Origin of the sequence: Pseudomonas sp. R76, from assembly GCF_009834565.1 — a bacterium.
Taxonomy (GTDB): domain Bacteria; phylum Pseudomonadota; class Gammaproteobacteria; order Pseudomonadales; family Pseudomonadaceae; genus Aquipseudomonas.
The window spans coordinates 2,303,033-2,329,563 of record NZ_CP019428.1 but is presented as its reverse complement, the minus strand read 5'-3'; the positions used below and the strand labels follow the sequence as shown (position 1 = coordinate 2,329,563).

21 protein-coding genes, 4 tRNA genes and 2 pseudogenes are annotated in these 26,531 nt (G+C 60.3%); 12 read left to right on the top strand and 15 right to left on the bottom strand.

The window, feature by feature from the left end; translation table 11 throughout:
* Positions 1-99: 99 nt before the first annotated feature.
* From PspR76_RS10690 to PspR76_RS10675, 4 genes are all read right to left on the bottom strand, one after another.
* The gene (locus PspR76_RS10690; protein ID WP_053255281.1) at positions 100-879 is read right to left on the bottom strand and encodes an ABC transporter permease; all 780 of its coding nucleotides are present in this window, start codon (positions 877-879) and stop codon (positions 100-102) included.
* Positions 876-1,808: an ABC transporter ATP-binding protein gene (locus PspR76_RS10685; RefSeq protein ID WP_159955150.1), complete on the bottom strand. Its 933-nt coding sequence runs from the start codon at positions 1,806-1,808 to the stop codon at positions 876-878. The genes PspR76_RS10690 and PspR76_RS10685 overlap by 4 nt, the downstream gene beginning before the upstream one ends.
* 134 nt (positions 1,809-1,942) lie before the next feature.
* Complete coding sequence (locus PspR76_RS10680; RefSeq protein ID WP_159955149.1) at positions 1,943-2,560, bottom strand: glutathione S-transferase family protein; 618 nt, start codon at positions 2,558-2,560, stop codon at positions 1,943-1,945.
* Positions 2,561-2,616: 56 nt separating this feature from the next.
* Complete coding sequence (locus tag PspR76_RS10675) at positions 2,617-3,276, bottom strand: transglutaminase-like domain-containing protein (protein ID WP_159955148.1); 660 nt, start codon at positions 3,274-3,276, stop codon at positions 2,617-2,619.
* A gap of 191 nt (positions 3,277-3,467) precedes the next feature.
* On the opposite strand from PspR76_RS10675, the gene PspR76_RS10670 reads away from it, so the two are divergent.
* Positions 3,468-5,915: an acyl-CoA dehydrogenase gene (locus PspR76_RS10670; RefSeq protein ID WP_159955147.1), complete on the top strand. Its 2,448-nt coding sequence runs from the start codon at positions 3,468-3,470 to the stop codon at positions 5,913-5,915.
* Between the two features lie 89 nt (positions 5,916-6,004).
* Positions 6,005-6,412: a PA2817 family protein gene (locus tag PspR76_RS10665; protein WP_159955146.1), complete on the top strand. Its 408-nt coding sequence runs from the start codon at positions 6,005-6,007 to the stop codon at positions 6,410-6,412.
* 129 nt (positions 6,413-6,541) lie between these two features.
* Here the strand turns inward: PspR76_RS10665 and PspR76_RS10660 are convergent, their stop codons facing one another.
* Positions 6,542-7,474, bottom strand: coding sequence for a LysR family transcriptional regulator (locus PspR76_RS10660; RefSeq protein ID WP_159955145.1), 933 nt, complete (start codon positions 7,472-7,474; stop codon positions 6,542-6,544).
* 89 nt (positions 7,475-7,563) lie between these two features.
* On the opposite strand from PspR76_RS10660, the gene PspR76_RS10655 reads away from it, so the two are divergent.
* The gene (locus tag PspR76_RS10655; protein WP_159955144.1) at positions 7,564-8,190 is read left to right on the top strand and encodes an alanyl-tRNA editing protein; all 627 of its coding nucleotides are present in this window, start codon (positions 7,564-7,566) and stop codon (positions 8,188-8,190) included.
* Positions 8,191-8,372: 182 nt separating this feature from the next.
* Here the strand turns inward: PspR76_RS10655 and PspR76_RS10650 are convergent, their stop codons facing one another.
* Complete coding sequence (locus PspR76_RS10650; protein WP_159955143.1) at positions 8,373-9,947, bottom strand: alkaline phosphatase D family protein; 1,575 nt, start codon at positions 9,945-9,947, stop codon at positions 8,373-8,375.
* A 20-nt stretch (positions 9,948-9,967) separates the two neighbouring features.
* Positions 9,968-10,231, bottom strand: a pseudogene (locus PspR76_RS10645) (GNAT family N-acetyltransferase); the annotation flags it as partial.
* Positions 10,232-10,421: 190 nt separating this feature from the next.
* Here PspR76_RS10645 and PspR76_RS10640 point away from each other — a divergent pair.
* The 6 genes and pseudogenes from PspR76_RS10640 to PspR76_RS10615 all read left to right on the top strand — a co-directional run bounded on the left by PspR76_RS10640 (position 10,422) and on the right by PspR76_RS10615 (position 17,822).
* Entirely contained in the window at positions 10,422-10,829 is a 408-nt protein-coding gene (locus tag PspR76_RS10640; RefSeq protein WP_159955142.1) for an ExbD/TolR family protein, read from the top strand.
* Positions 10,830-10,831: 2 nt separating this feature from the next.
* Positions 10,832-11,566: an energy transducer TonB family protein gene (locus tag PspR76_RS10635; RefSeq protein ID WP_159955141.1), complete on the top strand. Its 735-nt coding sequence runs from the start codon at positions 10,832-10,834 to the stop codon at positions 11,564-11,566.
* 24 nt (positions 11,567-11,590) lie between these two features.
* Positions 11,591-13,873 (top strand): annotated as a pseudogene (locus tag PspR76_RS10630) (TonB-dependent receptor).
* A gap of 17 nt (positions 13,874-13,890) precedes the next feature.
* A complete protein-coding gene (locus PspR76_RS10625) occupies positions 13,891-14,538 on the top strand; it encodes a MotA/TolQ/ExbB proton channel family protein (RefSeq protein WP_159955140.1) in 648 nt (215 codons plus the stop codon).
* Between the two features lie 54 nt (positions 14,539-14,592).
* Positions 14,593-15,810, top strand: coding sequence for a phospholipase D-like domain-containing protein (locus PspR76_RS10620; protein ID WP_159961397.1), 1,218 nt, complete (start codon positions 14,593-14,595; stop codon positions 15,808-15,810).
* Between the two features lie 272 nt (positions 15,811-16,082).
* On the top strand, positions 16,083-17,822 hold the full coding sequence (locus PspR76_RS10615) for a dipeptidase (protein ID WP_159955139.1): 1,740 nt from the start codon (positions 16,083-16,085) through the stop codon (positions 17,820-17,822).
* 29 nt (positions 17,823-17,851) lie between these two features.
* Here the strand turns inward: PspR76_RS10615 and PspR76_RS10610 are convergent, their stop codons facing one another.
* Complete coding sequence (locus PspR76_RS10610) at positions 17,852-19,507, bottom strand: M24 family metallopeptidase (protein WP_159955138.1); 1,656 nt, start codon at positions 19,505-19,507, stop codon at positions 17,852-17,854.
* Between the two features lie 78 nt (positions 19,508-19,585).
* On the opposite strand from PspR76_RS10610, the gene pdxR reads away from it, so the two are divergent.
* A complete protein-coding gene (gene pdxR, locus PspR76_RS10605) occupies positions 19,586-21,067 on the top strand; it encodes a MocR-like pyridoxine biosynthesis transcription factor PdxR (RefSeq protein WP_159955137.1) in 1,482 nt (493 codons plus the stop codon).
* A 58-nt stretch (positions 21,068-21,125) separates the two neighbouring features.
* Here the strand turns inward: pdxR and PspR76_RS10600 are convergent, their stop codons facing one another.
* Positions 21,126-21,377: a hypothetical protein gene (locus tag PspR76_RS10600; protein ID WP_159955136.1), complete on the bottom strand. Its 252-nt coding sequence runs from the start codon at positions 21,375-21,377 to the stop codon at positions 21,126-21,128.
* A gap of 35 nt (positions 21,378-21,412) precedes the next feature.
* Positions 21,413-22,516 (bottom strand): polyamine ABC transporter substrate-binding protein, encoded by a 1,104-nt coding sequence (locus PspR76_RS10595; protein ID WP_159955135.1) that lies wholly within the window; start codon positions 22,514-22,516, stop codon positions 21,413-21,415.
* Between the two features lie 139 nt (positions 22,517-22,655).
* On the opposite strand from PspR76_RS10595, the gene PspR76_RS10590 reads away from it, so the two are divergent.
* The gene (locus PspR76_RS10590; RefSeq protein WP_159955134.1) at positions 22,656-23,447 is read left to right on the top strand and encodes a response regulator transcription factor; all 792 of its coding nucleotides are present in this window, start codon (positions 22,656-22,658) and stop codon (positions 23,445-23,447) included.
* A 12-nt stretch (positions 23,448-23,459) separates the two neighbouring features.
* Here PspR76_RS10590 and gltS read toward each other — a convergent pair whose 3' ends face one another.
* From gltS to PspR76_RS10565, 5 genes are all read right to left on the bottom strand, one after another.
* Entirely contained in the window at positions 23,460-24,671 is a 1,212-nt protein-coding gene (gene gltS / locus PspR76_RS10585) for a sodium/glutamate symporter (RefSeq protein WP_159955133.1), read from the bottom strand.
* Between the two features lie 202 nt (positions 24,672-24,873).
* A tRNA-Gly gene (locus PspR76_RS10580) sits at positions 24,874-24,949 on the bottom strand.
* Between the two features lie 3 nt (positions 24,950-24,952).
* Positions 24,953-25,028: transfer RNA gene (locus tag PspR76_RS10575), tRNA-Glu, on the bottom strand.
* Between the two features lie 104 nt (positions 25,029-25,132).
* Positions 25,133-25,208: transfer RNA gene (locus tag PspR76_RS10570), tRNA-Gly, on the bottom strand.
* A gap of 4 nt (positions 25,209-25,212) precedes the next feature.
* Positions 25,213-25,288 (bottom strand) — tRNA-Glu (locus PspR76_RS10565).
* A gap of 370 nt (positions 25,289-25,658) precedes the next feature.
* On the opposite strand from PspR76_RS10565, the gene PspR76_RS10560 reads away from it, so the two are divergent.
* On the top strand, positions 25,659-26,417 hold the full coding sequence (locus tag PspR76_RS10560) for a hypothetical protein (RefSeq protein WP_159955132.1): 759 nt from the start codon (positions 25,659-25,661) through the stop codon (positions 26,415-26,417).
* The last annotated feature ends 114 nt before the right edge of the window (positions 26,418-26,531 follow it).

Sequence of the window (26,531 nt, the reverse complement as noted above, 5' to 3'; positions counted from 1 at the left end):
GCTCGCGAATGCGGTGAATCAGTCAATACATCGGGTGACTGATCCCCTGCATTCGCGAGCAAGCCCGCTCCCACATTTTTTACCGTGTGTAATCGACGCTTAGGTACGCATCCCACGCCCACTCACCAACAACCGCGCGCACCCTACATACAGCACCACGGTCGCCACCAGCATGAAGGTGATCGCCACGCTGATCTTGATATCCGACACGCCCAAAATGCCGTAGCGGAACGCATTGACCATGTGCAGCACCGGGTTGGCCAGCGACACGGTTTGCCAGAACGGCGGCAGCAAGGTAATGGAGTAGAACACCCCACCCAGGTAAGTCAGCGGCGTCAGCACGAAAGTCGGGATGATCGAAATATCATCGAAATTGCGTGCAAACACGGCATTGATAAAGCCCAGCAGCGAGAAGATCGTCGCCGTCAGCACCACCACCAGAAGGGTGACCCCAAGGTGATGCACTTGCAGGTGGGTGAAGAACAGCGACAGCAAGGTCACGATCACGCCGACCATCAAGCCGCGCAGCACACCACCCAAGGTGTAGCCGATCAGAATCGTGTGTGGCGACACCGGCGAGACCATCAGTTCTTCAATGGAGCGCTGGAACTTGCTGCCGAAGAAGCTGGAGACCACGTTGCCGTAGGAGTTGGTGATCACCGACATCATGATCAGGCCCGGCACGATGTACTCCATGTAGGTGAAACCACCCATGTCGCCGATCTGGCGACCGATCAGGTTACCGAAAATCACGAAGTACAGGACCATGGTGATCGCCGGCGGCAGCAGCGTCTGCGGCCAGATCCGGGTAAAGCGCTTCACTTCGCGATAGACGATGGTTTGCAGCGCGACAATGTTGGGTTGCAGTTCGGAACTCATACCGCCACCTTCGCCAGATTTTTCTCCACCAGGGACACGAACAACTCCTCAAGGCGATTGGTTTTGTTGCGCAGGCTCAGCACTTCGATGTTCTGGGCTGCCAATTGAGTGAACAACGCGGTAATGCCCATGGCCTTGTCCACCTGGACTTCAAGGGTGTGGCCATCGACCAGCCGGCTTGGGTAGCCGAGCAATTGCGGCGCCACCGTCAGGTTGTTTTTCAGGTCGAGCAGAAAGGTTTCCACATGCAGCTGGCCCAGCAGGTTACGCATGCTGGTGTTCTCGACGATGGTGCCGTGGTCGATGATGCCGATGTTGCGGCACAGCTGCTCAGCCTCTTCCAGGTAATGGGTGGTGAGGATGATGGTGATGCCCTTCTCGTTCAGCTCGGTGAGGAAGGTCCACATCGAGCGACGCAGTTCGATGTCCACACCTGCGGTCGGCTCATCGAGGATCAGCAGGCGCGGCTCATGCACCAGGGCGCGGGCGATCATCAGGCGGCGCTTCATGCCACCGGAGAGTGAGCGCGACGGCACGTCACGCTTGTCCCACAGGCCCAACTGGGTCAAGTACTGCTCGGCGCGTTCCTTGGCGATTTTCGCCGGGATGCCGTAGTAGCCCGCCTGGGTGACGACGATGTCGAAGGTTTTTTCGAACTGGTTGAAGTTGAACTCCTGGGGGACCACGCCGATGGAGCGCTTGAGCGCCGCCGGGGATTTATCCAGGTCATGGCCAAAGATATTCACCGAACCGCTGGTCTTGTTGACCAGGGTGGAAAGGATACCGATGGTGGTGGATTTGCCGGCGCCGTTGGGGCCGAGCAAGGCGAAGAAGTCACCTTCGGCAACGTCCAGATCGATACCACTCAGGGCCTGGAAACCGTTGCCGTAGGTTTTGGTTAGCTGCCGGATGGACAGAGCGGAACTCATATCGGAATACGCACCAAAGAAGGGAATAGAAAGAATAGATGAGGGCGCAGCCCAGGTAGTTCAACGGCGGCGCATGACAGGCATGGTGCTTGCCCGCGCCGCACAAGTACAGTCACCCGTATTAATAGTGGGTATTAAGTCAACGCGGTCATCACGGCTTTGCGGTATGCCGGCCGCTGTTGCAGGCGTTGATACCAGGCCTCTAGATGGGGCATCGAAGGGCGTTCGATGGGCATTTCAAACCAGGCGTAGATAAAGCTGCCCAAAGGGATATCGCCCATGCCGATTTCGGTGCCGGACAGGTAAGGTTGCTCGGCCAGGGCTTTGTCCACGGTGCGCAGTGCATCGATACAGGCTTGGCGCCCGGCATTGATGCTGTCCCAGTTCTGTTTTTCCGCCGGGGTGCGCAGGATGCCCCAGAACACCGCCTTGAACGGTTCGGCGAGGGTCGAGGTGGTCCAATCCATCCACTTCTCGGCATTCGCCCGCGCTCGCAGGTCGCTCGGGTACCAGCTCGACGCCTGCTTGGCGCAGAGGTAACGCACGATGGTGTTGGATTCCCACAGCACAAAGTCGCCATCTTCGATCATCGGCACCCGGCCATTGGGGTTCAACGCTCGGTATTGCGGCGTGTCGACCACACCAAAAGCCCCGCCCGCATCAATTGCCTCATAGTCCAGGCCGAGTTCCTCGGCGCACCACAGTGCTTTCCTGACGTTTGATGAATTTTTACGACCCCAGATTTTCAGCATGACCGCGCCTTATTGTTGGTGAACATGGCTTGATGAACGCAGCAGCATACGCCGGTTCACGCGCGGCTTAAATCGGTCTGCCTATCGCCCAACTGTTGCGGCATATCTTCGGCGAACAGGTGCGGGTAACACTGCTGAATGTGCGCGAAGAAAAACGCTTCGGGCACGTCGGAAAACTGCCCGTGGTCCAACACATACTCCATCGAACGCTGGCCCTGGCGATTGAATGCGTGAAACACGCTGTCGAGAATGCCATCGAACGCCAATGGCGGCACATCGAACACTTCGCACAGTTGGCTGTTGAACGCCGGGGTGGCCTTGACCCAACGGCCGTTCAAGTACAACTCGGTATAGCCGTGCATGGCGAACACATCGCTTTTAAGCAACGCGATCAGGCGCGGCGTCGACAGATGATTGCGCACGTCCGCCAGGCCGATGCGCGCCGGGATCCCGCAGTGGCGGGCGCAGGCGGCAAGCAAGGTGGCCTTGGGCACGCAATAACTCTCACCGGCAGCCAGGGCGAAGCTGGCGTTCAAGGTGCCTGGGTCGCGGCTGAAGGTGTAGGGGTTGTAGCGAATCGTCTCACGCACGGCGTAATAAAGACTGACTGCCTGGTCACGTAAACCCGCGCTGGGACCGCGATGTTTTTCAGCGAACTCCACCACCGCAGGGTGGTCACTATCGATGAAGCGGCTGGGATTCAGGTACGTATCCATGCGCGTTATCTCCGAAGGAAGGCTTGAGTCTAACCACAGGTCTACGCTTGCGATAACGACGATTCGGCCAAATGTCGGCGCCTGGTGATCGGCGCCCGCTGTACAACTCGTTACACCCTGATCACCGCGCTTTTTCGGATGCCGACTAAGCTCCATGGTGGTTTCGCCCCTGGTTTCACGGAGGATTGAATATGCTGTTGTTGTGGATACTGGTTCTGGTGGTCGGCATTGCCTACCTGGCACACCGCCGCACCGCGCCCCTGCCCGCCTTGGGCGTGGTCGCCGTTTACCTGCTGGCGATGGGCGCCTGGAGCCACGCACCGGGTTGGCTGCTGCTGATCTTCTGGGTGTTGATCGCGGCCGTGGCCCTGCCCTTGCTGCTGCCCGACCTGCGCCGCCAATACTTCACCAAGCCGCTGTTCAGCTGGTTCCAGAAAGTCCTGCCGCCGATGTCCGAGACCGAGCGCGACGCGATTGATGCCGGCACCGTGTGGTGGGATGGCGAACTGTTCAGCGGTCGCCCTGATTGGGACAAGTTGCTGGCCTACCCCAAGGCGCAACTGACCGAAGAAGAACAGGCGTTTATCGACGGCCCCACCGAAGAACTCTGCGCGATGGTCAGCGACTGGGAAATCGGCCAGGCCATGGATCTGCCGCCCGCTGCCTGGGAACACATCAAGACTCACGGCTTCTTTGCCCTGATCATTCCGAAGGAATATGGCGGCAAGGGCTTTTCCGCCTATGCCCACTCCCAGGTCGCGATGAAACTCGCGACCCGCAGCGGCGACCTTGCCTCTACCGTGATGGTCCCCAACTCCCTCGGCCCGGCGGAGCTGCTGCTGCATTACGGCACCGACGAACAACGCAACCACTACCTGCCGCGCCTGGCGCGTGGTGATGACATTCCGTGTTTTGCCCTGACCGGCCCGCTGGCCGGCTCGGATGCGGGCGCCATGCCCGACACCGGCGTGATCTGCAAAGGTGAATGGGAAGGCAAGGAAACCCTTGGCCTGCGCCTGAACTGGGAAAAACGCTACATCACCCTCGGCCCGGTCGCGACCTTGCTCGGTTTGGCCTTCAAGGCGCATGACCCGGACCACTTGCTGGGCGAAGAAGAAGACTTGGGTATCAGCCTGGCGCTGATCCCGACCGATACCCCAGGCGTAGAAATCGGTCGCCGCCACTTGCCACTGGGCGCCGCGTTCATGAACGGTCCCAACTCCGGCAAAGACGTGTTCATCCCCCTGGAGTTCCTCATCGGTGGCCAGGAAATGCTCGGCAAGGGCTGGATGATGCTGATGAATTGCCTGTCGGTGGGTCGCTCGATCTCGCTGCCTGCCGTGGGCACCGGCGCGGCCAAGTTCACCAGCCTGGTGACCGGTCAGTACGCCCAGGTGCGTGAGCAGTTCAACGTGCCGCTGTCGGCCTTCGAAGGCATCCAGGAAGCCCTGGCGCGTATCGGCGGCAACGCCTGGCTGATGGACAGCGCGCGCATGCTCACCGCCAACGCCGTGGACCTGGGGGAAAAACCCTCGGTGCTGTCGGCGATCCTCAAGTACCACCTCACCGAGCGTGGCCGCGAGTGCATCAGCCACGCCATGGACGTGCACGGTGGCAAGGGCATCATCATGGGCCCGAACAACTACTTGGGCCGTAACTGGCAGGGCGCGCCGATCTTTATCACCGTGGAAGGCGCGAACATTCTGTCGCGCAACCTGATGATCTTTGGCCAGGGCGCGATTCGCTGCCATCCGTTCGTGCTCAAGGAAATGGCCCTGGCCGGTCGTGAAGACCGTGACCAGGCGCTGAAGGAGTTCGACGGCCTGCTGATGCAACACATCGGTTTCGCCGTGAGCAACGCCGCCAGCACCCTGGTGCTCAACCTCGGCGTGGGCCACTTCGAGAAAGCTCCGGGCAACCGCCTGAGCCAAGGTTACTTCCGTGCACTGAACCGTCAGGCCGCTGCGTTCGCCCTGCTCGCTGACCTGAGCATGATGCTGCTGGGTGGCGAATTGAAACGCCGCGAACGCCTGTCGGCGCGCCTCGGTGACGTGCTGAGCCACATGTACCTGGCCTCGGCCGCACTCAAGCGTTATCACGACCTGGATTCGCCGGACCACCTGGAGCCGCTGTTCGCCTGGGCCATGGAAGAAAGTCTCGGCGAATCCGAACGCGCGCTGGATGAGCTGCTGAGCAACTTCCCGAACAAGGTGCTCGGTTGCCTGCTGCGGGTGATCGTGTTCCCGTTTGGCCGTCGCCATACCGGGCCGTCCGACGCACTGGATGCAGAAGTGGCCGCGGTGATCGGCCGCGCCAAAGGCGACCCGACCCTCGAAGAACTGCTGGCCGGCTGCTACCGCCCGCAATCGGCGGAGGACCCGGTCGGCGCCCTGCAGCATGCCTACGACCTGCTGGGTGCCAGCCATCCGCTGCAGAAAAAACTGCATGCCGCGCTGAAAAGCGGCCAGGTCAAGCCGTCTGCCGGCGAACATGCCATCGACGCCGCACTGCACGCCGGGGTGCTGCAACCGGCCGAAGCGCAAACCTTGCGGGACGCTGAAGCGGCACGGCGCAAGGTGATCGACGTGGATGATTTCAGCAAGGAAGAGCTGACCCAGGCTGAGGGTAAAGTCCGCTAACCGCTCATACCCATACAGCGAAGGTCATATAAATACGGGCGCGTGAGCTATATACTCTCGCGCCCGTTTTTGCTTTGAGGACTTATCTCGTGTCCAACGTCGTTGCCGATCATCTCATCTTGCTCGACCACTTGCGCAGCATCCTGGTTGCCGTCGGCGAAGCCGAACAGGTACCCGAGGAAAGCCACACCCTGTTCCTGGAGCGTTTCGACGAATTGCGCGCCCTGCTGCCCATCGACCCGATTGAAAGCCAGTACCTGGGCCAGGACCTGATGAGCCAGGTCATCCTGCGCTACCCGCAAATCGCCCACCTGGTGCCGCGCGACCTGCTGTGGTTCTTCGGCGGTGACTGCCTGCACTTCATGCCGGATGAAGAACTGGATCTGTACCAGGCCCTGGAAGAACGTCGCTTCGAAGCCGAACAGAACGACGAACCGTTCGACTGGAACCAGGAAAAACAGCTGCTGGCCATGCCGCAGGATCAGAGCAAGCACTGATCCCGGCTGACACCCTGTTTTTCTCTGTGGGAGCTGGCTTGCCTGCGATGCTGGCGACTCGGTCTGTGGGTCGAACCGAGGCGATGCCATCGCAGGCAAGCCAGCTCCTACACAAACCAGCCCCCACAGCTACCGACGGCGCAGGGTAGGCTCGCGCCCCATACACTCCACCAAATAATCAATAAACACCCGCAACTTCGGCGGCAGATATCGCGTCGGTGAATGCAGCAACCATGCCTCGCCGTGGTACGACGCAATAAAGTCCCACTCGGGCAACACCTGCACCACACTCCCCGCCTCCAACGCATGCCGCGCCGTGAAATACGGCAAGCTGCCAATGCCCACATGCTGCAACACCGCATCCAAGCGCACGCCGGTGTGGTTCGCCGCATAGCGCCCGCGCACGCCAACCGTTACGGCCTTGCCGGCCTGGCGGAATTTCCAGCGCGAATCGCCTGGGGTTTCACCGAGATAGATGCAGCTGTGCGCCAGCAAATCATGTGGATGGCCAGGCGTGCCATGCTCGGCCAGGTACTGCGGCGTCGCACAGAGCAAGTGTTCAATGGGCAGCAATTGTCGCCCCACCAGCCCCGGTGGCGGGCTGTCGGTGATGCGAATACTCAAGTCGACATTGTCATCGATCAGGTCCACATGCCGGTCCTCCAGGATCAACTGCACATCCACCTTGGGGTAACGCCGCAGAAATTCCGGCATATGCGGGTGCACCACAAATCGCCCTACGGCCTTGGGCACGCTGACCCGCACCAGGCCTTCGGCTTCGTGAGTGAACTGGCCACTGATTTCCATCACCGAACGCGCCGCATTGACCATCTCCTGGCAACGCTTGAACACCTCTTCACCGCCTTCGCTGAGGCGCAATTTTCGCGTGGTGCGTTGCAGCAACCGCGTGGCCAGGGCCTTTTCGAGGCGCGAGATGCTGCGGCTCACCGCCGAAGGCGAAACGCTGAGTTGTCGCGCCGCTTCAGAGAAACTGCCGGTTTCCACCACTTTGACGAAGATCGCCATCTCGCCCAGCAGCGGCAAGGGAAGATTGATGCTCATGACGCACAGGTCCATTGATAATTGAGCGGATTATCACCCATTCGCGCACTATTTATACTGCCCGTAGAACCCTGATGCGGATGTAGACGATGACCGAACGCCTGTTTTTTACCCACGACCACCTGACCGCCGAGCTTGAAGTGCTGAGCTGTACGCCGCACGAGGAGCAGTTTGCCGTCACGCTGCAGTCGACGATTTTTCATCCGCAGGGCGGCGGGCAACCCTTCGACACCGGCTGGCTGGGCGACAGCCAGGTGCTGCGCGTCATTCAGGAAGCCGACCGCGTGGTGCACTATGTCGACCGGCCCGTGGAGCCCGGCCCGATCATTGCGCGGGTCGATGAACAGCGCCGCGCCTTGTACACGCGCCTGCATTCGGCAGGGCATCTGATTGGCAATGCCGGGGAAAGCCTGGGCTGGATGCCGATCAAGGCCCACCACTGGCCGGGCGAATGCAAAATCACCTTTACCCGTGGGCACGCGGCGCAAGCCATCGATGCCGAGACGATTCAAACGCGGATCAACCAATGGATCGCCGAGGATCATGCGCGCCATATGACCCTGGAAGATGGCACGCGCAAAGTCGGCTTCGGCGAATTGCCCGCCTACGCGTGTGGCGGCACCCATGTGCAAGCCTTGAGCGAACTGGGCCACGTGACGATTCTGGCCGTGTCGGAGAAAAAGGGCGCGCTCTCGGTGCGTTACAGCCTCGACTGACAGCACAGCGGGCTCGCTGGTGGTGCCACCTGTGGGAGCGGGCTTGCCCGCGAAGGCGGCGGCCCAGCAAACATTATGGTTGACTGACCCACCGCTTTCGCGGGCAAGCCCGCTCCCACAAGGGATCTTCGCTGCGGCTAGCCCGCCTGCCACATCAAACCTGCACACGCCCCAGCAGTGCATCAAACCGTAATCGCCCCCGCCCTCCCCGATTCCACCACAAACGACTTGAGCGTCGACACCGTCGCCGCCGGGTCACGTGGATCCGTAATCACCCGAAAGTTCGTCAGCATCTTCGACGCCTCAAGCTGCACCGACACATACCCCCGCTGGCGACTGTCGAAGAACTTCACATGCGGGTTGAGCGGCAAGATCTGGCTGAACGCCTCAAACGGCGGACCATCGGAGGTCACCGAGCTGCCGACAAATTCGGTGGCGACGATGGGCGAGTCCGGGTTATTGCCATCGGCGTGCAAGTCAGTGGTCCAGAACGAATGGATATCGCCGCCCCAGAACACCGGATTCTTGAGCCTGTGGCGCTCGATGGACGCCAGCATCCGAGCACGATTGGCCATGTAGCCGTCCCAGCCATCGGTCCAATGCCCGACCTTGTGGTTGGTCAGGTCGCGCTGGATCAGCGGCGCCACCAGCAAGTCCTGAGCGATCACATTCCACTGCGCCTGCGACTGGGCAAAACCCTGGTCGAGCCAGGCTTCCTGTTGCCAGCCAAGCATCGTGCGGCCAGGGTCGCGCAAGTCCTTGCAGGTGTTGGCGGCGATATGCCCCTGGTGACTGCCGTTGGCCTGGATACACGGCTGCTCGGAGCGGTACTGGCGGCCATCCAGCACATGAAAACGCGCCAGCCGGCCATAATCCAGGCGTCGGTAAATGCGCATGTCCGGGCCTTTCGGCACACTGCTGGCGCGCAGTGGCATATGTTCGTAAAACGCCTGGTACGCCGCCGCCCGCTGCCTTAAAAACTGTTCAACCGCAATCTTCGGGTCCTGGGACCAGCGGTTGGCGTAGTCATTCTGCACTTCATGGTCATCCCAGGTGGCCACGCTGGGTGCCGCCGCGTGCAAGGCTTGCAGGTCCGGGTCGGTTTTATACAGCGCGTAGCGGTTGCGATAGTCACTCAGGCTCACCGCGTTGCCGCTGCCGTGCGGGCGGATGATCTTGCCCGAGTCAGGCGCGTAGGAACTGTCGTAGATGTAGTCGCCGAGGAAAAACACCAGGTCGGGTTGCTCCGCCGCCAGGTGGCGATACGCGCTGAAATAACCGCGTTCCCAATGCGAGCAGGAGACAAACCCCACGCTGGCCGCAGCCATGGCGTGCAGCGGCGGCGCGGTACGTGCCTGGCCCACCGGGCTTTGTGCACCGAGGCCGTCGAACTGATACCAATACGGCCTGCCCGCCTGCAACCCCACAACCTCGACATGCACCGAATGGGCAAACCGCTCAGTCGCCATGACCTCGCCCTGCTGGACGATACGCGTCATCGCCGCATCACTGGCCACGCGCCAACGCACCGGCACGGCGCGGCTCAACCCGCCGCGCCCGTCCGCGGCATTGAACAGCGGCGCCAGGCGAGTCCAAATCACAAAGCCGTCCGGCAACGGGTCGCCGGAGGCCACGCCGAGGGTGAACGGGTAGTCCACACCGGCGCTGCGCGCAAACGGGCTGAGGATCGAAAACGCGGTGGCAACCGCCAGCCCGGCGAGTACGCGGCGCCGATCAGGGTCCACTGCGCCACTCACAACGCACGCTCCCAGTCGCCCAGACGCAGGCTGCCCATGCCGATCAGCTCGCCGGTTGCTCGCACATGCATCCCCAGGTTCAGCACCTCACCGGCAGCGTATTTTTCGGCGATCCCGGCAATAAAGTCCTGGGCGGTCTGCAAGGTATAGGGCGACGGAATATTGGCCGTGTTGTCAGCAATTTTCGGCCCGTTGGCGAGCAAATAAAGCGCCTCGGCCTGGTCCATTTGCAGCGCGCGCAATAGGAGTCGCGAGGTGGATAAATGCGGCAATGCAGTGGGCATACGAGCAGGCTCTCGAGATAAATTCTTCAAGAATGTAGGGCCTTCATGTCAATTGCATTACGTCATAAAACTGCAAGGCGAATTCACTGTAAGACGCGTCCTAGAGCCTTTAAAACGTAAATTAAAGTTAACCATTCGGTCATTTTTGGTTGTTAGCGTGTCGCCCCTAATTCAATAACGGGGTAACAGAATGAGAACCTGGGATGAACCCAAGAAACGCAAGGCGCACATCGAGTTGATCCCGATGATCGACGTGATGATGTTCCTCCTGGTGTTTTTCGTACTGGTGAGTCTGAACGTGATTCCGGCACTCGGCATGAAGACCCAATTGCCCAGCGCCAGCAGTTCGCAGCAGCTCAAACCGCAGAACAAATTCATCCTGACCCTGGGCCTTGAGGGTCAGCTGCAGCTCGATGGCAAAGACATCACGGTCGACGCGTTGGTGCCGGCGCTGAAGGCCGCCGAAAAGCCCGATACCAAGTCCACCATCATCGTCAACAGTGACAAAGGCGTGGAAGTTTCGCGCCTGGTGGAGGTCATGGACACCCTGCGCCTGGGTGGCTTTACCTCCGTGTCCATCGCTACGCGTAAGTCCTGATCATGTATGCCTTGTTTCGTGCGCGTCAGCTGCTGGGCAGTGTCCCGGCCCTGATCGCCCTGGTGCTGATTGCAATGGGCATCCAGTCACAGACATTGAAGGTCGAGCCGGTGTACGACGAATCGGCGGTCGAGTTGGCACTGGTCGAGCCTGAGCCTGAAGTGATTCCTGAGCCGGTGGTGGAGCAGGAACCGCCGCCACCGGTAATCGAGGACGAAGAGGCCGAACCGGCCCCACCGCCGCCGCCACCAAAGCCACTGCCAAAACCCGAACCCAAGCCCAAGCCGGTGCCCAAACCCAAGCCCGTCGTGGCCGCCAAGCCGACACCGACGCCCACGCCAGCCCCTGCGGTGGCCGCCAAGCCGGTCCAGGCCGCCGTCGTTGCGCCACCTGCGCCGCCCGCCCCACCGGCGCCGCCCAAGGTCGACGGCCAGGCGCTGGAAGGCGGTTACCTCAAAGGCCTGCGCAACGAGCTGGACACCTACAAGCAATACCCCACCGGGCGCCAGGCGTCCCTCGAACGCCCGAGTGGCGAGGTGGTGGTCTGGTTGATGGTGGACCGCCAAGGCCGCGTCCTCGATTCCGGGATCCAGACCCCGGCGCCGAGCATGCTGCTCAATCGGGCCGCTACCAATAGCCTGCGCCGCATCAAGCAGGTCAAGCCGTTCCCCGAACAAGCCTTCGGTGGACGTAACGAGCAACGCTTCACCGCCACCTTCAACTACAGCGTGCAATAAGCACCCGACACCAGGACGACAGTGATGAGGTTCACCCGTATTCATCTGGCACTCGTTGCCGCGACGAGCATGACCCATGGAGTGGTCATGGCAGATAACAGCGACAGTGACGTCGGCACGATCGGTGTACAGGGCAAGGCAACCGCGGGGGGCGGTTACATGGTCCAGGAAGAGAGCGCCAAGGGCCGCTCGACCATCACCAAGGAAGCGTTGGACAAACAGACCGCCACCGGCAACGCCATCGACAAGCTCAAGTACACGCCGGGCTTGAACATCTCCAGTGAGGACAACACCGGTCTGTCGGGCTTTCGCTTCACCATGCGCGGGATGAACTCCGACCAGGTCGGCATGTCGGTCGACGGCATGCCGATCAACGACTCCGGCAACTACGCGCTGTATTCGAACCTGCTGGGCGACCCGGAAAACATCGACCAGATCTTCGTCACCCAGGGTTCTTCTGAAGCGGACGGCCCGCACATCGGCTCCAGCGGCGGCAACATCGGCATCGTGACGATTCGCCCGACCAAGGAAACCGGTGCCTTCGTCAAACAAGTGGTCGGCAGCAATGCCACCCGCAAGACCTTTGCCCGCCTCAACACCGGTGAAGTCAACGGCCTGAGCAACTGGCTGTCGGCGTCCCACACCGAGGGCCAGATGTGGCGTGGCTCGGGTGCCGTGCGGGCGGACAAGGTGGAGTGGAACAGCTTCTTCGACGCCGGCAACGGCAACACCGCCAACCTGATCCTCAAGTACCACGAGCAGGACAACAACAGTTACAGCCAGTTGACCAAGGCGCAGTTCCAGCAGTACGGGCGCAAATACGACCCGTACCCGGCGAAACCGGCGCTGGGCGCCAACGGCAAGGTCAGCAGCTACTACGACCTGGCGCAGAACCCGTTCCAGACCTTCACCGCCGTGCTCAACACCCAGTACAAGCTGCGCGATAACCTGTCCCTCTCGGTGATCCCGTATTACTACTACGGCAACGGCAGCGGCGTGGGCTCCTCGGCCTATGCGCTGAACAGCGGCTCGAACAAGGGCGGCGTGTTCGACCTCGGCAACCTGCCGACGCAGGCCCAATACAACGCCGACGGTTCTGCCACCACCGGCGTTTACTACCGCCCTTCGCGCACCCAGACCTGGCGCCCGGGCATCACCACCAAGCTGAACTGGGACCTGGGCGACCACAGCCTGCAATTCGGATACTGGTACGAACGCGCCCGCCAAAGCCAGACCCAGCCGTTCATTGCCCTCAAGAACAGCGGCAAGCCAAGCGACACCTGGCCGGACGGCAGCTCGGTGGTCGACGCCAACGGCAACACTGTACAAGGTCGCGACCGCTATACCGTGACCCCGGCGCAAAAAGTCTGGGCCCAGGACACCTGGTACATCAATTCGGACTGGACGCTGATCGCCGGCCTTGCCTACATGAATGTCGAGCGTGAAGGCACCAACCACGGCAGCCTCACCGAGCAACCGGGCAAAGCCAACCAGACCTACAACAAGTTGCTGCCCAACGCCGGCCTGAAGTACCAGATCGACGAGCGTGACCAGTTGTTCTACAGCCTGTCGCGCAACATGCGTATTCCACAGAACTACGTGCTGTACGACAAAGGCGTCGGCTCCCTCGACTCCAAGCCCGAACTCAGCTGGAACCAGGAACTGGGCTGGCGCTACACCGGCGAAGACACCACCCTCGCCGCCACCCTGTTCTACATGCAGTTCAAGAATCGCCAGCTCACCTCGCTGGACAGCAACGGTGATTCGGCCGACATCAACGCCGGCACTGTCATCAACAAAGGCTTGGAACTGGAGTGGAGCGGCCAACTGCCCCACCACTTCAACTACTACACGTCCTACACCTACACCAGCTCCAAGCAACAGGACGACTTGACCGTCTTCAGCGCGGGCAAGCCGATCGTATTGCCCACCAGCGGCAAGCAGTTCGCCAACGTGCCCACCAACATGCTGGCGGCCAACATTGGTTATGACGACGGGCGTTTCTAAGGCACCTTCGGCGGCAAGTTCACCAGCAAGCTCTACGGCGACCTGACCAACGATGAAGCCATCTCCGCGCGCACTATTTTCAACCTCGGCGCCGGTATCTACCTGCCCGTGGACAAAAAAGTCGTCAAGGACGCGACCCTGCGCCTGAACGTCGACAACCTGTTCGACAAGAAGTACCTGGACGGCGTGTACACCACCAAGACCAACTCGGCGAGCTACAGCGGTTTCCGCGATGGCGACCCGGCGTACATCGTTGGCCTGGACCGTACCGTCACGGTTTCCCTGGAAGCGAATTTCTAACTGCGAGGCTATAGATCATGGATATGAACCTGCTTCACGACATCACCTTTTATGTCATGTACGCCGCCATGGCGATTGCGATTTTCATCACCATCGAGCGGGGCATTTACTTTGCCTACGTGCGCCGCCAGGCCCGCGCGTTGACCGAGGTGCTGGGTGCCAACGTGCACAGCGAGCGCGATTTGCCCGAGAGCCTGACCCGCCGTGACAGCCTGCCGCTGAACATGGTGCTGCCGATCCTGGCACAAAAGGCTTCCCACGGTTCGCGCAAGGACCTGGACGATGAAATCGAAACCCAGTACCTGAAGACTCGCGCGCCACTGTCGCGCAGCCTGTGGATCATCGAAACCATCACCACCGCCGCGCCGCTCCTGGGTTTGCTCGGCACCATCCTCGGCATCATCGACACCTTCAAGGCCCTGGCCAGTGCTGGGGTGTCCGACCCAGGGCAGATTTCCGGTGGTATCGGGACGGCCCTGTTTGCGACCGGCCTGGGGATCGCCATCGCGCTGTTCTGCGTGGTGTTCCACAACTTCTTCCAGGACAGCCTGGAGCGCATCAACGATCAGCTGAAAATCCTGCTGATTCGTGCCGCCACCGGCGCGCGGGTTCAAGGTGAAGTGCCGCACCTGGTGCCGACCCCGCTGCACAGCCGCACTGCATGACCTGCGGGCGGGCGCGTGATGCGCCCGCCCTACTTTTTGCCCGGTGAGACGTTTATGTCCCTCTCGATGAAATTGCGTATCGCAGGCCTTGCAGGCTTGTTCCTCAGTTCGCTGGCCCAGGCGGACTTTTCAATTCCAGGCTTTGAACTGGTGCACACCGCCCCGGTGGACACCGCCCTGGGTACGGCTGATTTGCGCCAGCCGGGGCCGGTGTGGATCGAGCTGTTTGACGCTGCAAAAAGCCGCATCGATATCGGCCAGTTCTACGCGGCCGACCATCCCGGCTCGGTGATGGACACGGTGATCGAACACCTGGAAGCGGCCGGTAAACGCGGTGTGAAGATTCGCTTTCTGCTGGAAGAAAAAGGCATCAAGTTGTCGGAAGCCTCCACCTTGGAGCGCCTGCGCGCCATTCCCAACCTGACTTTGCGCGTGCTCTCGTACGGGCAACTGAGCGGCGGGATTATCCACGCCAAATACCTGCTGGTGGACGGCCAGCAGGCGTTTATCGGCAGCCAGAATTTCGATTGGCGCTCACTGGAACATATCCACGAGACCGGGCTGCGAATCACGGACAAGGCGGTGGTCGGCCAGGTCCAGGCGATCTTCGAGCAAGACTGGCAAGCCCAGGCGGCACTGGCGGAACACAAGCCGGTGCCATTGCCGGCGACAGGCCCCGAGCCTGCACGCACCGGCAATTACCTGGTGGCCAGCCCGCAACGCTACAACCCGCCGGGGGTGGGCGATTCGCAGTTGGAATTGCCACGTTTGCTGAGCGAGGCCAAGAAAGAAGTCCGCGTGCAACTGCTGGACTATGCACCGCTGTCCTACGGGCCGGACCGCACCCGGCCGTACTACGCGGTGATCGACAACGCCGTGCGCGCCGCCGCCGCGCGTGGGGTGTCGGTCAAGCTGATGGTGTCCAACTGGAACACTGACGCGCTCGAACTGCCCTACCTCAAGAGCCTGGCCGTGCTGCCTAACGTAGAGGTCAAGGTCGTCACGTTGCCCGAGGCCAAGCAAGGGTTTATCCCCTATGCGCGAGTGATTCACAGCAAGACGATGGAAATCGACGGGCAAGTGGCGTGGGTCGGCACCAGCAACTGGCTGGGCGGGTATCTGGATAATTCGCGCAACCTGGAGGTGGTGATGCGCAGCGAGGCGATGGCCAGGCGTGTAGGGGAATTGCATGAGCAGTTGTGGGATGGGCCGTATGCCAAGGCGCTGGATGTAGCGGCGCAGTACCCGGAGCCGCATCCGGGTAAGCCGTGATAACCCGCTTCAAACACCACCGTAATTCCCCTGTGGGAGCGGGCTTGCTCGCGAAGGCGGTGTGTCAGTCAGCTCCTACTTCGACTGACACACCGCCTTCGCGAGCAAGCCCGCTCCCACATTTGAATCTCTACAGTTCGGAAATTTAAGTCGGACATTTCCTTCATCCAGCTCTCCCCTACCGCTCCTTGGTGATGGTAGTGTGTGAAATTGTTTCTGACATTTCGATCAGAAATTCCCCACTCCCATTTTGCAAAGGAATGCCTCTAGCAATGCACTTTCCACTCAAAAAACTGGTGGCTGCCAGCCTGTTCGCCGCCGGCCTCTCGACCCTCGCCACGCCAGCCTTCGCCAACATCAGCGCCGAACAAAGCACCGCGATTATCAAGCGCTTCAGCGACACGTCGGTCACCGATTTCCGTGGTTTCCTCGGCACCGTGGCCAAGGGCGACCTGGGCAAAACCGCTGACGTCGGCCCGGCCATCGACGCCTTTCTCGCCAACAAAACCCTGACCGGCGAGCAGCAGAACGAAATCAATCGCCTGCTGGGTATTTACACGCGGGTCAAATACGGCAAAGCCGCCCTCGAAACCCTGCGCGAGCTGGTCGAGATCCCGACCTTCAATGTCGACGGCCTGCCGCAGTACAAAAACCCGGAATTCCTCAAGATCGCCGACAAGATCCAGAGCCTGGCCAAGGCCTTTAACCTGAACTTCCGCAACGTCGACAACCGCGTCTACGAGATCTCCCTGGAAGGCAGCGGCGATGAAGTGGTCGGTATCCACGCCCACGCCGACGTGGTGCCGGTGACGCCGGAAAACTGGGTGCTCAAGGACGGCACCAAGCTCGACCCGTTCAAGGTCACGCTGATCGGCGACCGCATGTACGGCCGTGGCACCGAGGATGACAAAAACGGCATCGTGGTGGCGATGTATGCCATGAAGGTGATCAAGGAAGAAAAGCTGCCGCTGGCGCGCAATTTCAAGCTGCTGGTGGACACCACTGAAGAAACCTCCGGCGACGCGATTCCTTACTACTTCGAACACAACCCGACGCCGCAATACAACCTGGCGCTGGACGGCGGCTACCCGGTGGTGATCGCCGAAAAAGGTTACGGCACCGTCATGGCCACCTTCCCGGTACGCAAGGGCGATGGCAAAGGCGCAGAAATCATCTCGATGACCGGTGGCGCGGCGACCAACCAGATTCCTTCGGTGTCGGTGGCCACCCTGGTCAGCGACAAGCCCGCTGAACTGGCCGCCAGCCTGCAGAAAGCCGGCGCAGATTACGTCAAGGCCAATGGCGGCGACTTTGCTGTCGATGCCAAGGTCGTTGGCAAAGAGGTCAAGCTGACCGTCACCGGCGTGTCCGCGCACTCGTCCGCGCCGCAAACCGGTGTCAACCCGGTGGCACGCATGCTGGAGCTGATCCACGGCGTCGACGGCAAAATCGCCCTCAAGCACAACCACATCACCGACGCCGCGCGTTATGCAGCCGATAACTGGGGCCTGGATTATCTGGGCGGCAAACTGGGCGTGGGCTTCGCCGACGACTTCATGGGGCCGCTGACCACCTCGCTGACCTTTGTCGGCCAGGATGCCAAAGCCTTCAAGCTGGCAGTGAACCTGCGCGTGCCGAAAGGCAAGTCGCCGGAGACACTCAAGGGGCAAATCGCCGACAAGCTCAGCGCCTGGGACAAGAAATCCAAGGTCAACGTGAGTTTCACTTACTCGGTGGCCGCGCCGATGTACCGCAACCCGGAAGGCGAATGGGTGAAAGCTCTGCTGGCCGTGGCCACTGAAAACCTGGGCATGGAACACAAGTTCGGCACTTCCGCTGGCGCCACGTCCGTGCATGAATTGCCCAATGGCGTGCAATTTGGCCTGGCGCGCCCGGAAGAGAAGTACACCGGGCACACCGACGGTGAGTTCAAGACCGTCGACCAGTTCCTGCTGGACCTGCAGATCGTGACTGAAATGATCGGCCGCGTCGGGCAACTACCGAAGCTCTGATGCCCTCTGAGCCCGCCGCAATGGCGGGCTCATCGCATCAGGATGTCTTCGAAGAACCCGCCGATGGGCAGCGTGGGATGACAGATCTGGATCTCCAGTACCCACACCATTTCGCTGGGGGCGATCGCCAAGTCAGCCAGTTCCTTGTCCCCGAACAACGCATGGGGGAAATCCGCGATGCGGTGACCGGCCAGATTACGTGACAGTCGCCAGCCTTTGACCATGGCACGGGCTTCGGCGAAGTCATAGAGTTCACATCCGGTCATGCCGCGCAGCCAGGCTTCGCGTGTCTCGTCGAAGACTTCATGCAACACCTTCCTGCACTCGAGGTGCAACGGCGCCTCGCCGAAGATGAAGGTATCGCCGTAGTCGCCCTCGTAGCCGTCCCACACCGGCCCCAGGTCCACCACCACAATGTCGCTCGGGCGCAGTGTACGCAGCGGGTCAATCCCTTCCCGGGACGGGCGCACCGTGTCGTCGCCAAAGCGGATGTAAGTCGGGTGCCAAGTGTGCGAGGCGCCCATGGCCTGCAATTGCTGGCTGGCCATTTCCAGGGCGGCGCCGGTGGTGATGCCGACCTTCAACTGGCTGGCGATGGCGGCCAGCGCTCGCACGGTTTTGTCCCGCGCGGCGAGCATGCCGTCCAGCGAATAGCGGGGGCCGACTTTTTCCCAGGTGTCATCCAGCGAACCGAGCAACGTATCGACGCTCGACTGGCCGCTGGGCACGAAGGCTTCGGCGACAAAACGATGGCTCGGCAGGCCCGCTTCCAGGCAATTCGCACGCGTCTGGCTGATCATCGCGCCGTTGCCGCAGGCATACACCTGCGCCGCTTCCCAGGCGTGCCCATGGCTCAGCGCGACTTCCTGCACACGCCCTTCTGTGGCCAATACCGAATACCAGCGAAAATGCGGATGGTCGATGACTGCCTGGTCCAGAAAGGCGCGGTCGTAAAAATCGCTCGCCTGCGCGCCGCCCCAGTAAAACGTCACCTCGACGTCACGTTTCAAGGCGGTCAGCAGGATCGGCTTGATACCCGCGTAACCGGTGCCCGTGGCGAACAGGACCACAGGCGCAGCGTCATCGTCCTGCCAGGTGCAAGCACCAAACGGCCCTTCCAGTTGCAGCAGATCGCCGGCCTCAAGGTCGCCCAGCAGGGTCTCGGAGAACAGCCCGCCGCTCACCCGGCGAATCTGAAACACCAGGCGGCCATCGCCCTCGGCCGGCAGGTTGGCGATCGAGAAGCAGCGTGAGTCGCCGTCGACCAGGCGGAACTTGAGGTATTGGCCGGCCCTCACGGCCAGCGGCCTATCCGGCATTACCACCAACTCGATGATGTCGGGGCTCAGTGCGCGCTTGCTCAGCACCGTCGCCTCGACGACCAGCGCAGGCGTGTCCAGCGACCAGCCGGGAATCTCCAGGCGCATGTCGGCGCAGGCGTGGCTTTGGCACAACAGCAGTTGATTCGCCGCCAGCGGGTAACAGGGCGCGGGTGCGCCGGGCGCCAGTTGCTTGGCCCGGTACTGCCCTTGCGTGACCACCACCTTGCACGAGCCACAGGCACCGCGTCGGCACGAGAACGGCACCGACAGGCCGCTGGCGAGCATGGCGTCGAGCAACAGTTCGTCACCGGCTTCAAAGGTTTTCCCCGAGGGAGACAGTTCGATTACATGGCGTGTGTGCATAAAAACCTCAGGGGTGAGTGAGGCTTGATTGTTGCGCTAGACTAGGCCCATTAGAACCTCCAGTTTTGGATACTTCAGATGGTCCAGATGCGTAAATGGCGCCCGTTGCTCAAGCTCGATGCGAGTGCACGCCAGGCGTCCTACCGGCAAATTGCCGAAGGCCTCGTCGCGGCGATCCTTGAGGGGCGCTTGCCGCCCGGCACACTGCTGCCCGGCACGCGGGAAATGGCGAAGCTGCTCGACGTCAACCGCAAGACGGTGATCCTGGCCTACGAAGAAGCCTTGACCAAAGGCTGGCTGGTCAGCGAGCCGCGGCGCGGTACGTTCGTCAATGCGCAACTGGCCCCCACGCCACTGCCCAGTGGTGTGCAACCGTCGTTTGCACCGCCGCTTCTGGCGCAAGCCGTGGTTCCGTATTTCACCCAGAACGCCCAGGTCATCGCCCTCGAACACCGGCATGACGCGCTGTTTTTCGACAACGGTGCCTGCGATCACCGCTTGCTGCCCCAGGCGGTGTTGCATCGTTACTACCGCAACGCCTTGCGCAGCAGTTTTGCCTCCAACAGCGTGCGCTACGGCAGTGAAGGCACCGGCCATGAGTTGCGTTGCGCGCTGGCAGAGATGCTGCGCAACACACGCGGGCTGAGGGTCAGCGCCGAAAATATTTGCCTGACGCCCGGTACCCAAGTGTCGCTGTACCTGACCGCCAGCTTGCTGATCAAGCCGGGCGACGTGGTGCTGGTGGAACGCCTGAGCTACCCGCCGGCCTGGGAGATTTTCCGCAAGCTGGGCGCGCGGTTGATCACCGTGGACATGGACGATGAAGGCTGCCGCACCGACCACATCGAGCAGTTATGCCAGGCGAATGACGTGCGGATGATCTACCTCACACCGCATCATCAGTTCCCCACCACCGTCAGCCTGCATGCGGCGCGGCGCCAACACTTGCTGGCCCTGGCGGCCTTGCATGACTTCTGCATCATTGAAGAAGACTACGACCACGAATATCACTTCAACGGGCGGCCGTACCTGCCACTGGCCAGTGATCACGCGCAACGCCATGTGATCTATATCGGTTCGTTATCCAAGGCGCTGGGGTCGACGTTTCGCTGCAGTTACGTGGTCGCCCCCGCCAGTGTGATTGAGGTGCTGCAACGCAGCGCCGCTTTGGTGGTGGGCGACACCGACGCGGTGGCGCAGAAGATGCTCGCAGACCTGATCAATCAGGGCGAGTTGAAGAAACACCTGCGCCGGGTTTCGAAAGAATACGCGGCGCGTCGGGAGGTGCTGCAGGGCTGCCTGCACGAGGCATTCGGCGAACGCATTCAGGTGCGCGAACCGGAAGGCGGCCTGGCATTGTGGGTGCGTTTCGAGGCTGAAACCGATGTCGATCAGTTGGTAGAAAATGCCCTGGGCCACGGCGTTGTGGTGCGCAGCGCGCGGCAGTTTTCGCCGATGAACCTGCCGGAAAACGCACTGCGCCTGGGTTTCGCCTCGCTGGATCGAGGCGAGATCCGTGAAGCCACGCTGCGCCTGGCGCGGGCCATGAGCGCCCGTTGAAACACGCGCACAAAAAAACGCCGATCAGGAGTGATCGGCGTTTGGGGGGTTACAGCGTTCAGAGAGGGAGCATTAAACGAGAGTTCTCTTCCTGTCGGGCAAGTTCGGGGAACTCCAGCAGCAGTGCCCGGTTGCCCCTGCCGATGTGCTCCATGACCGCTCGCGTCACGTGTTCACGCACCATCCCGGTCGAGACGTAATACATGGCCCAGGCTTGTTCCGGCGCACAGTGACCGATCTGCTCTTCGATTTCCTTGTACGCCTGGTAGTCGTCCGATTTCACGTCGCACTGGTAATCACGTTGGCCCATGCTTTATCTCCCTCTCTGGGACTTTACTCACCCGATCACGTACCACTCTTCACTTTGGTCCACACACGCGTGCGGATGCGCTCCAACTTCAACGGCAACGGCTCCAGCGGGACCAGTGTGGCAATGGTCTCCTTGGACGGATAAACCCATGGGTTGTCGCGCAGCTTCTGCTCTACAAAAACCGTGGCATCCTTGTTGGCGTTGGGGTAAAGCGTATGGTTGGAACTTTTGGCAATCACCTCGGGCTCAAGCATGTAGTTAATAAATGCCAAGCCTTCTTTTGCGTGAGGTGCGTCTTTGAGCAGCACAAAATTCTCCGACCATACCAACCCGCCCTCGCGCGGCAGGCTGTAGGCGATCTTGCGGCCGGTGTGGTTTTTTTCGTTGATGGCCTGTGCCGCCAGCGCCCCATTCGCCCACCCCACGACCACACAAATATTGCCATCGGCAAAGTCGGCGTCGGTTCTGGAGGAATCGAAGTAGAGGACGTAGGGGCGAATTTTCAACAACAGCGCCTGAGCCTTCTGGTAGTCCTCAGGGTTCTGGCTGTTGCTCGGCAGCCCGAGGTAATTCAACGCGATCGAAATGATTTCACTCGGCGAGTCGAGCATTGCCACACCACAGGACTTGAGCTTGCTGATGTTTTCTTCTTTGAAGATCAGGTCCCAACTGTTTACCGGGGCGTTGTCACCCAGTGCGGCTTTTACTTTATCCACGTCATAACCGATGCCGGTGGTGCCCCATAAGTAGGGAATGGCGTAGCGATTGCCTGGGTCGTTAGCCGAAAGCAGGGCCAGCATCTCGGGGTCGATATGGGCATAGTTGCTCAGCTGGCTGCGGTCCAGCGGTGCGAGCACGCCTGCCTGGATCAGGCTTGGCAGGACATTCGAGGTGGCGACGACGACGTCATACCCGGTGCGCCCGGCCATGACTTTGCTCTGCATGAGTTCGGCGCTGTCGAAAGCGTCCACGTGCATCCTGGTGCCGGTTTTTTGCTCAAATTCCTTTGGGGTCTCTGGCGCGATCAACCCAAACCAGTTGTACAGATTGACCCGTGACTCTGCGGCCGCTGCTGGCGCGCTGATACCGACGCAGACCAGCGAGGCAAAAAAAATGGCTCGCAAATGTGATTGACTCATATAACTATCCTTGTCAAAAACGACAGGCCATCATGGCCATGACTCACTGGCTGGTGAATATACCCGGCGTCGCCGATTAGTAAATACCTACAAGTACTTAGCTCGGCCCTATGAATCCCTAACCCTAAAGGGGTAGAACATGTCACTCGACCTGCATAACCTGGCCTGGCATCGATCGGCTGGCAAGCTAATCATGGAGCTGAACCGCCCAGCCTTCTGGAGCTCGCTGGTGCGCGTGTTAAGGGAGTATGTGCAGATCGATAACTGGGTGGTGCTGGTGTTCAGCAATGAACAGGTCAACGTTGTGTGCGTGACCGAGGTTGCCGACGCGGAAGAAGTGGACGCCCTGACGGAACGTTATGTGAAAGGGCTGTATCTGCTGGATCCGTTCTACATCGCCAACCGTGAAAACCCACAGAGCGGCTTTTTCCATTTGTCCGACATCGCGCCGGAGCACTTCCTGACCACTGAGTATTACCACCAGTATTTCGCCCAGTACGTGTCCGTGGACGAGGTGCAGTACAACGTCCAGCTCGATGCGGACAGAACGCTGTGCATATCATTTGGCAGTAACGTGCGCTTCAGCCCGGAGCAGATCGCCACACTGGATATCATTAAGCCGTGGGTGATGGCGCTGATGCACCAGCGCATGTGCTTTGAGCTTGATGTGGAAAAAAACCTCACTGAACCACCGCTCTGGTCGGAAGCGATTATTCAGCTGGGCACCCAGATCACCACGCGGGAAAAGGACGTACTTAAATTGTTGCTCAGTGGTTTCTCTAACAAAGAGATCGCCGGCAAGCTGTTCCTGTCGACGGAAACCGTCAAGGTGCACCGGCGCAACATTTACAACAAGTTGAACATCAAGTCGCAGTCCGAACTGTTCGCGCGTTTCTTCATGCCGAAGCAGGATGCTCACGCGCTGAATTGAACGCGCCGGGCCTCAGCCCGACGCGCCCAGGAATGGCAGCGCCAGGAACAACTTGATCACCACCGCATTGGTGATATCGATAAAAAACGCCCCCACCATCGGCACCACCAGAAACGCAATCTGCGAAGGGCCGAAGCGTTGCGTCACCGCCTGCATATTGGCAATCGCAGTAGGCGTTGCGCCCAAGCCAAAACCGCAGTGCCCTGCCGCCAGCACTGCAGCGTCGTAGTTGCTGCCCATGATCCGGAACGTCACGAAAATCGCGAACAGCGCCATCAATAACGCCTGCGCGGCCAACAGGATGACAATCGGCAACGCCAGCGCCGCCAGGTCCCAGAGCTTGAGCGACATCAGCGCAATCGCCAGGAACAGCGACAGGCTGACATTGCCCAGCAACGACACCTCACGCTCAAACACTTGATGCCAGCCGAGTGCCGACAAGCCATTGCGCAACACCACACCGACAAACAACACGCACACAAAGGTCGGCAGCTCGAAAGCCGTGCCTTGGATAAAACCACTCAGGAACGTGCCGACTTGCAGGCTGATCGCCAGTAACGCCAACGTCTCAATAAACGAAAACGAGGTGATCATGCGTTCCTGATTGGGCTGTTCAAAGCCTTTGGCCGGGCGCGGCTGCGCGTGTTCAAGGCCGGGCACCTGCACGCGTTTGATCAGCAAGCGCGCCACCGGCCCACCAATCAAGCCGCCCAGCACCAAGCCAAAGGTTGCCGAAGCAATCGCCAGTTCTGATGCGGAGGCCACGCCATATTTTTCACTGAATACCGCACCCCAGGCGGCGCCTGTGCCATGCCCACCCGACAGGGTGATAGAACCGGCCAGCAAGCCCATCAATGGGTCGAGCCCCAACGCTTTGGCCAAAGCGATGCCCATGGCATTTTGCACGACCAATAAAGCCGTCACGACCAGCAGGAAAATACCCAGAACCCGCCCGCCGCGTTTCAAGCTGGCGAAATCCGCGTTCAGGCCAATGGTGGCAAAAAACGCCAACATTAATGGGGTTTGCAAAGACCCATCGAATCGAACCTCAATGCCCGCCAGTGCACGCAAAGCCAGCAGCAACGTGGCAACCAATAAACCACCGGCGACGGGTTCCGGAATACTGTAGGTGCGTAAAAAACCGATGCGAGCCACCAGCCAACGCCCCAGCAACAACACCAGGGAAGCGGCGACCAAGGTTGAATAGAAATCGAGTTGCAGCATCTGGGCAGTTCTCTGAGATGAACAGTGAGAATAATCTGGCCAGAGTAGAGACAGCGGGACAGGTACACAGCCGGCAGATGCTAATTACAGACCATTCCTACGAGATTCACCATCAAGCCTACGCGGCAGGTGAGTTTTTCCCGATAAAAAATCAACACGAACAAAAACGCCGATCATCACTGATCGGCGTTTTCGTTAAATATGGAGCGGGAAACGAGACTCGAACTCGCGACCCCGACCTTGGCAAGGTCGTGCTCTACCAACTGAGCTATTCCCGCAAATGGCGTCCCCTAGGGGACTCGAACCCCTGTTACCGCCGTGAAAGGGCGGTGTCCTAGGCCACTAGACGAAGGGGACACGCTACTGAAACACATGGTGTGTATTTCAGTGCCCAGAGATTAAATCCGAAGATTATGCCCTGGTTTCACTCAGTGTCGCCCGAAAGCAACACTGCTTAAATTTGGAGCGGGAAACGAGACTCGAACTCGCGACCCCGACCTTGGCAAGGTCGTGCTCTACCAACTGAGCTATTCCCGCATATTGGCGTCCCCTAGGGGACTCGAACCCCTGTTACCGCCGTGAAAGGGCGGTGTCCTAGGCCACTAGACGAAGGGGACACACGTACAACATTCACTCCCTACCGCGTTTCGCTGTGTGCTTTACGCTGTAAGTGGCGCGCATTCTATGGATGGATTGAAAGGTCGTCAACCCCCAAGGATAAATTTATTTAAATCAATGACTTCCCCCTGCTTTCCAGGGCTTTGCGGGGATTGTGCCCGTCCAGGCTTTGGCGCCTATATTCTGGCGTCCGACAAGGCGCTATAGTTCGCCTCAGCAAATGATGGCAATGTGCATCCATGCAGGGAAAGCGTACCTATATAGAAGAAACTACCTGGGCAACTGGTCGAACAATCCTATCCGTCGGATGGCCCAGTCACTACACTCCACAGCAAACCCTATAAAGAGGTCACACCGGTGACACCACTCATGATCACCCTGCTGGTAATAGCCGGGATCGTAATACTGATCGCCATTGGCTACATGAACCACGTGGTGGAAAACAACAAACTGGAAAAGAAGCGCACCGAGATTGAGCTTAACGATCGGCTGCGTCGCTGCGGTGAAATCACCGAGACGTTTCCCGGCCAGTTGATGACCCCGAAGCTGAAACTGTTGTTGACCCGCCTGGAGCTCAACGTCAACCAGCGCCTGTTGAACCTCAACAAATCGAGCGCGCCGCTCAAGGCCCGTATCGCTGAGTTGAATGCACTGATCGGCCAGGGCGAATCGATTCCGGTGACCAACCCACCGGCGCCGATCCAGACCGAAGCCAAGGCCAAGGACGTGCGCTTCCTGCTCGAAGCCCTGCACGGCCAAGTCACCCGTGCGGCACAGGACGGTTTCCTGCCGACCAACGAAACCAAGCACTGGATCAAGGAAATTCGCCATATCCTGGTGTTGCTGCACATCGAGTTCTTCAACAACCTCGGCCAGCATGCCCTGCAACAAGGCCAGCCTGGTCAGGCACGCCTGGCGTTCGAGCGCGGCGTACAGTACTTGCGCAAACAGCCGGAGCCGGTGCTCTACAGCGCGCAACTGCAGTTGCTGGAGTCGCAACTGGCGCGCGCCAATTCCACCGTACTGACCGACAGCAAGCCTGCCGAAGATGAAGTCAACGAACTGACTGAAGGCCTGAAAGTCGTCGACGCCGACGCCGAATGGAAAAAGAAAGTCATCTACGACTGATCCACGCAGCCCATGGCAAACCGGGCTGTCGTGGTAAATGGGCTCGTTGTGGCGAGCGGGCTTGTTGTGGCCAGTGGGCTTGTTGTGGCGAGCGGGCTTGCCCCGCGTTGGAGT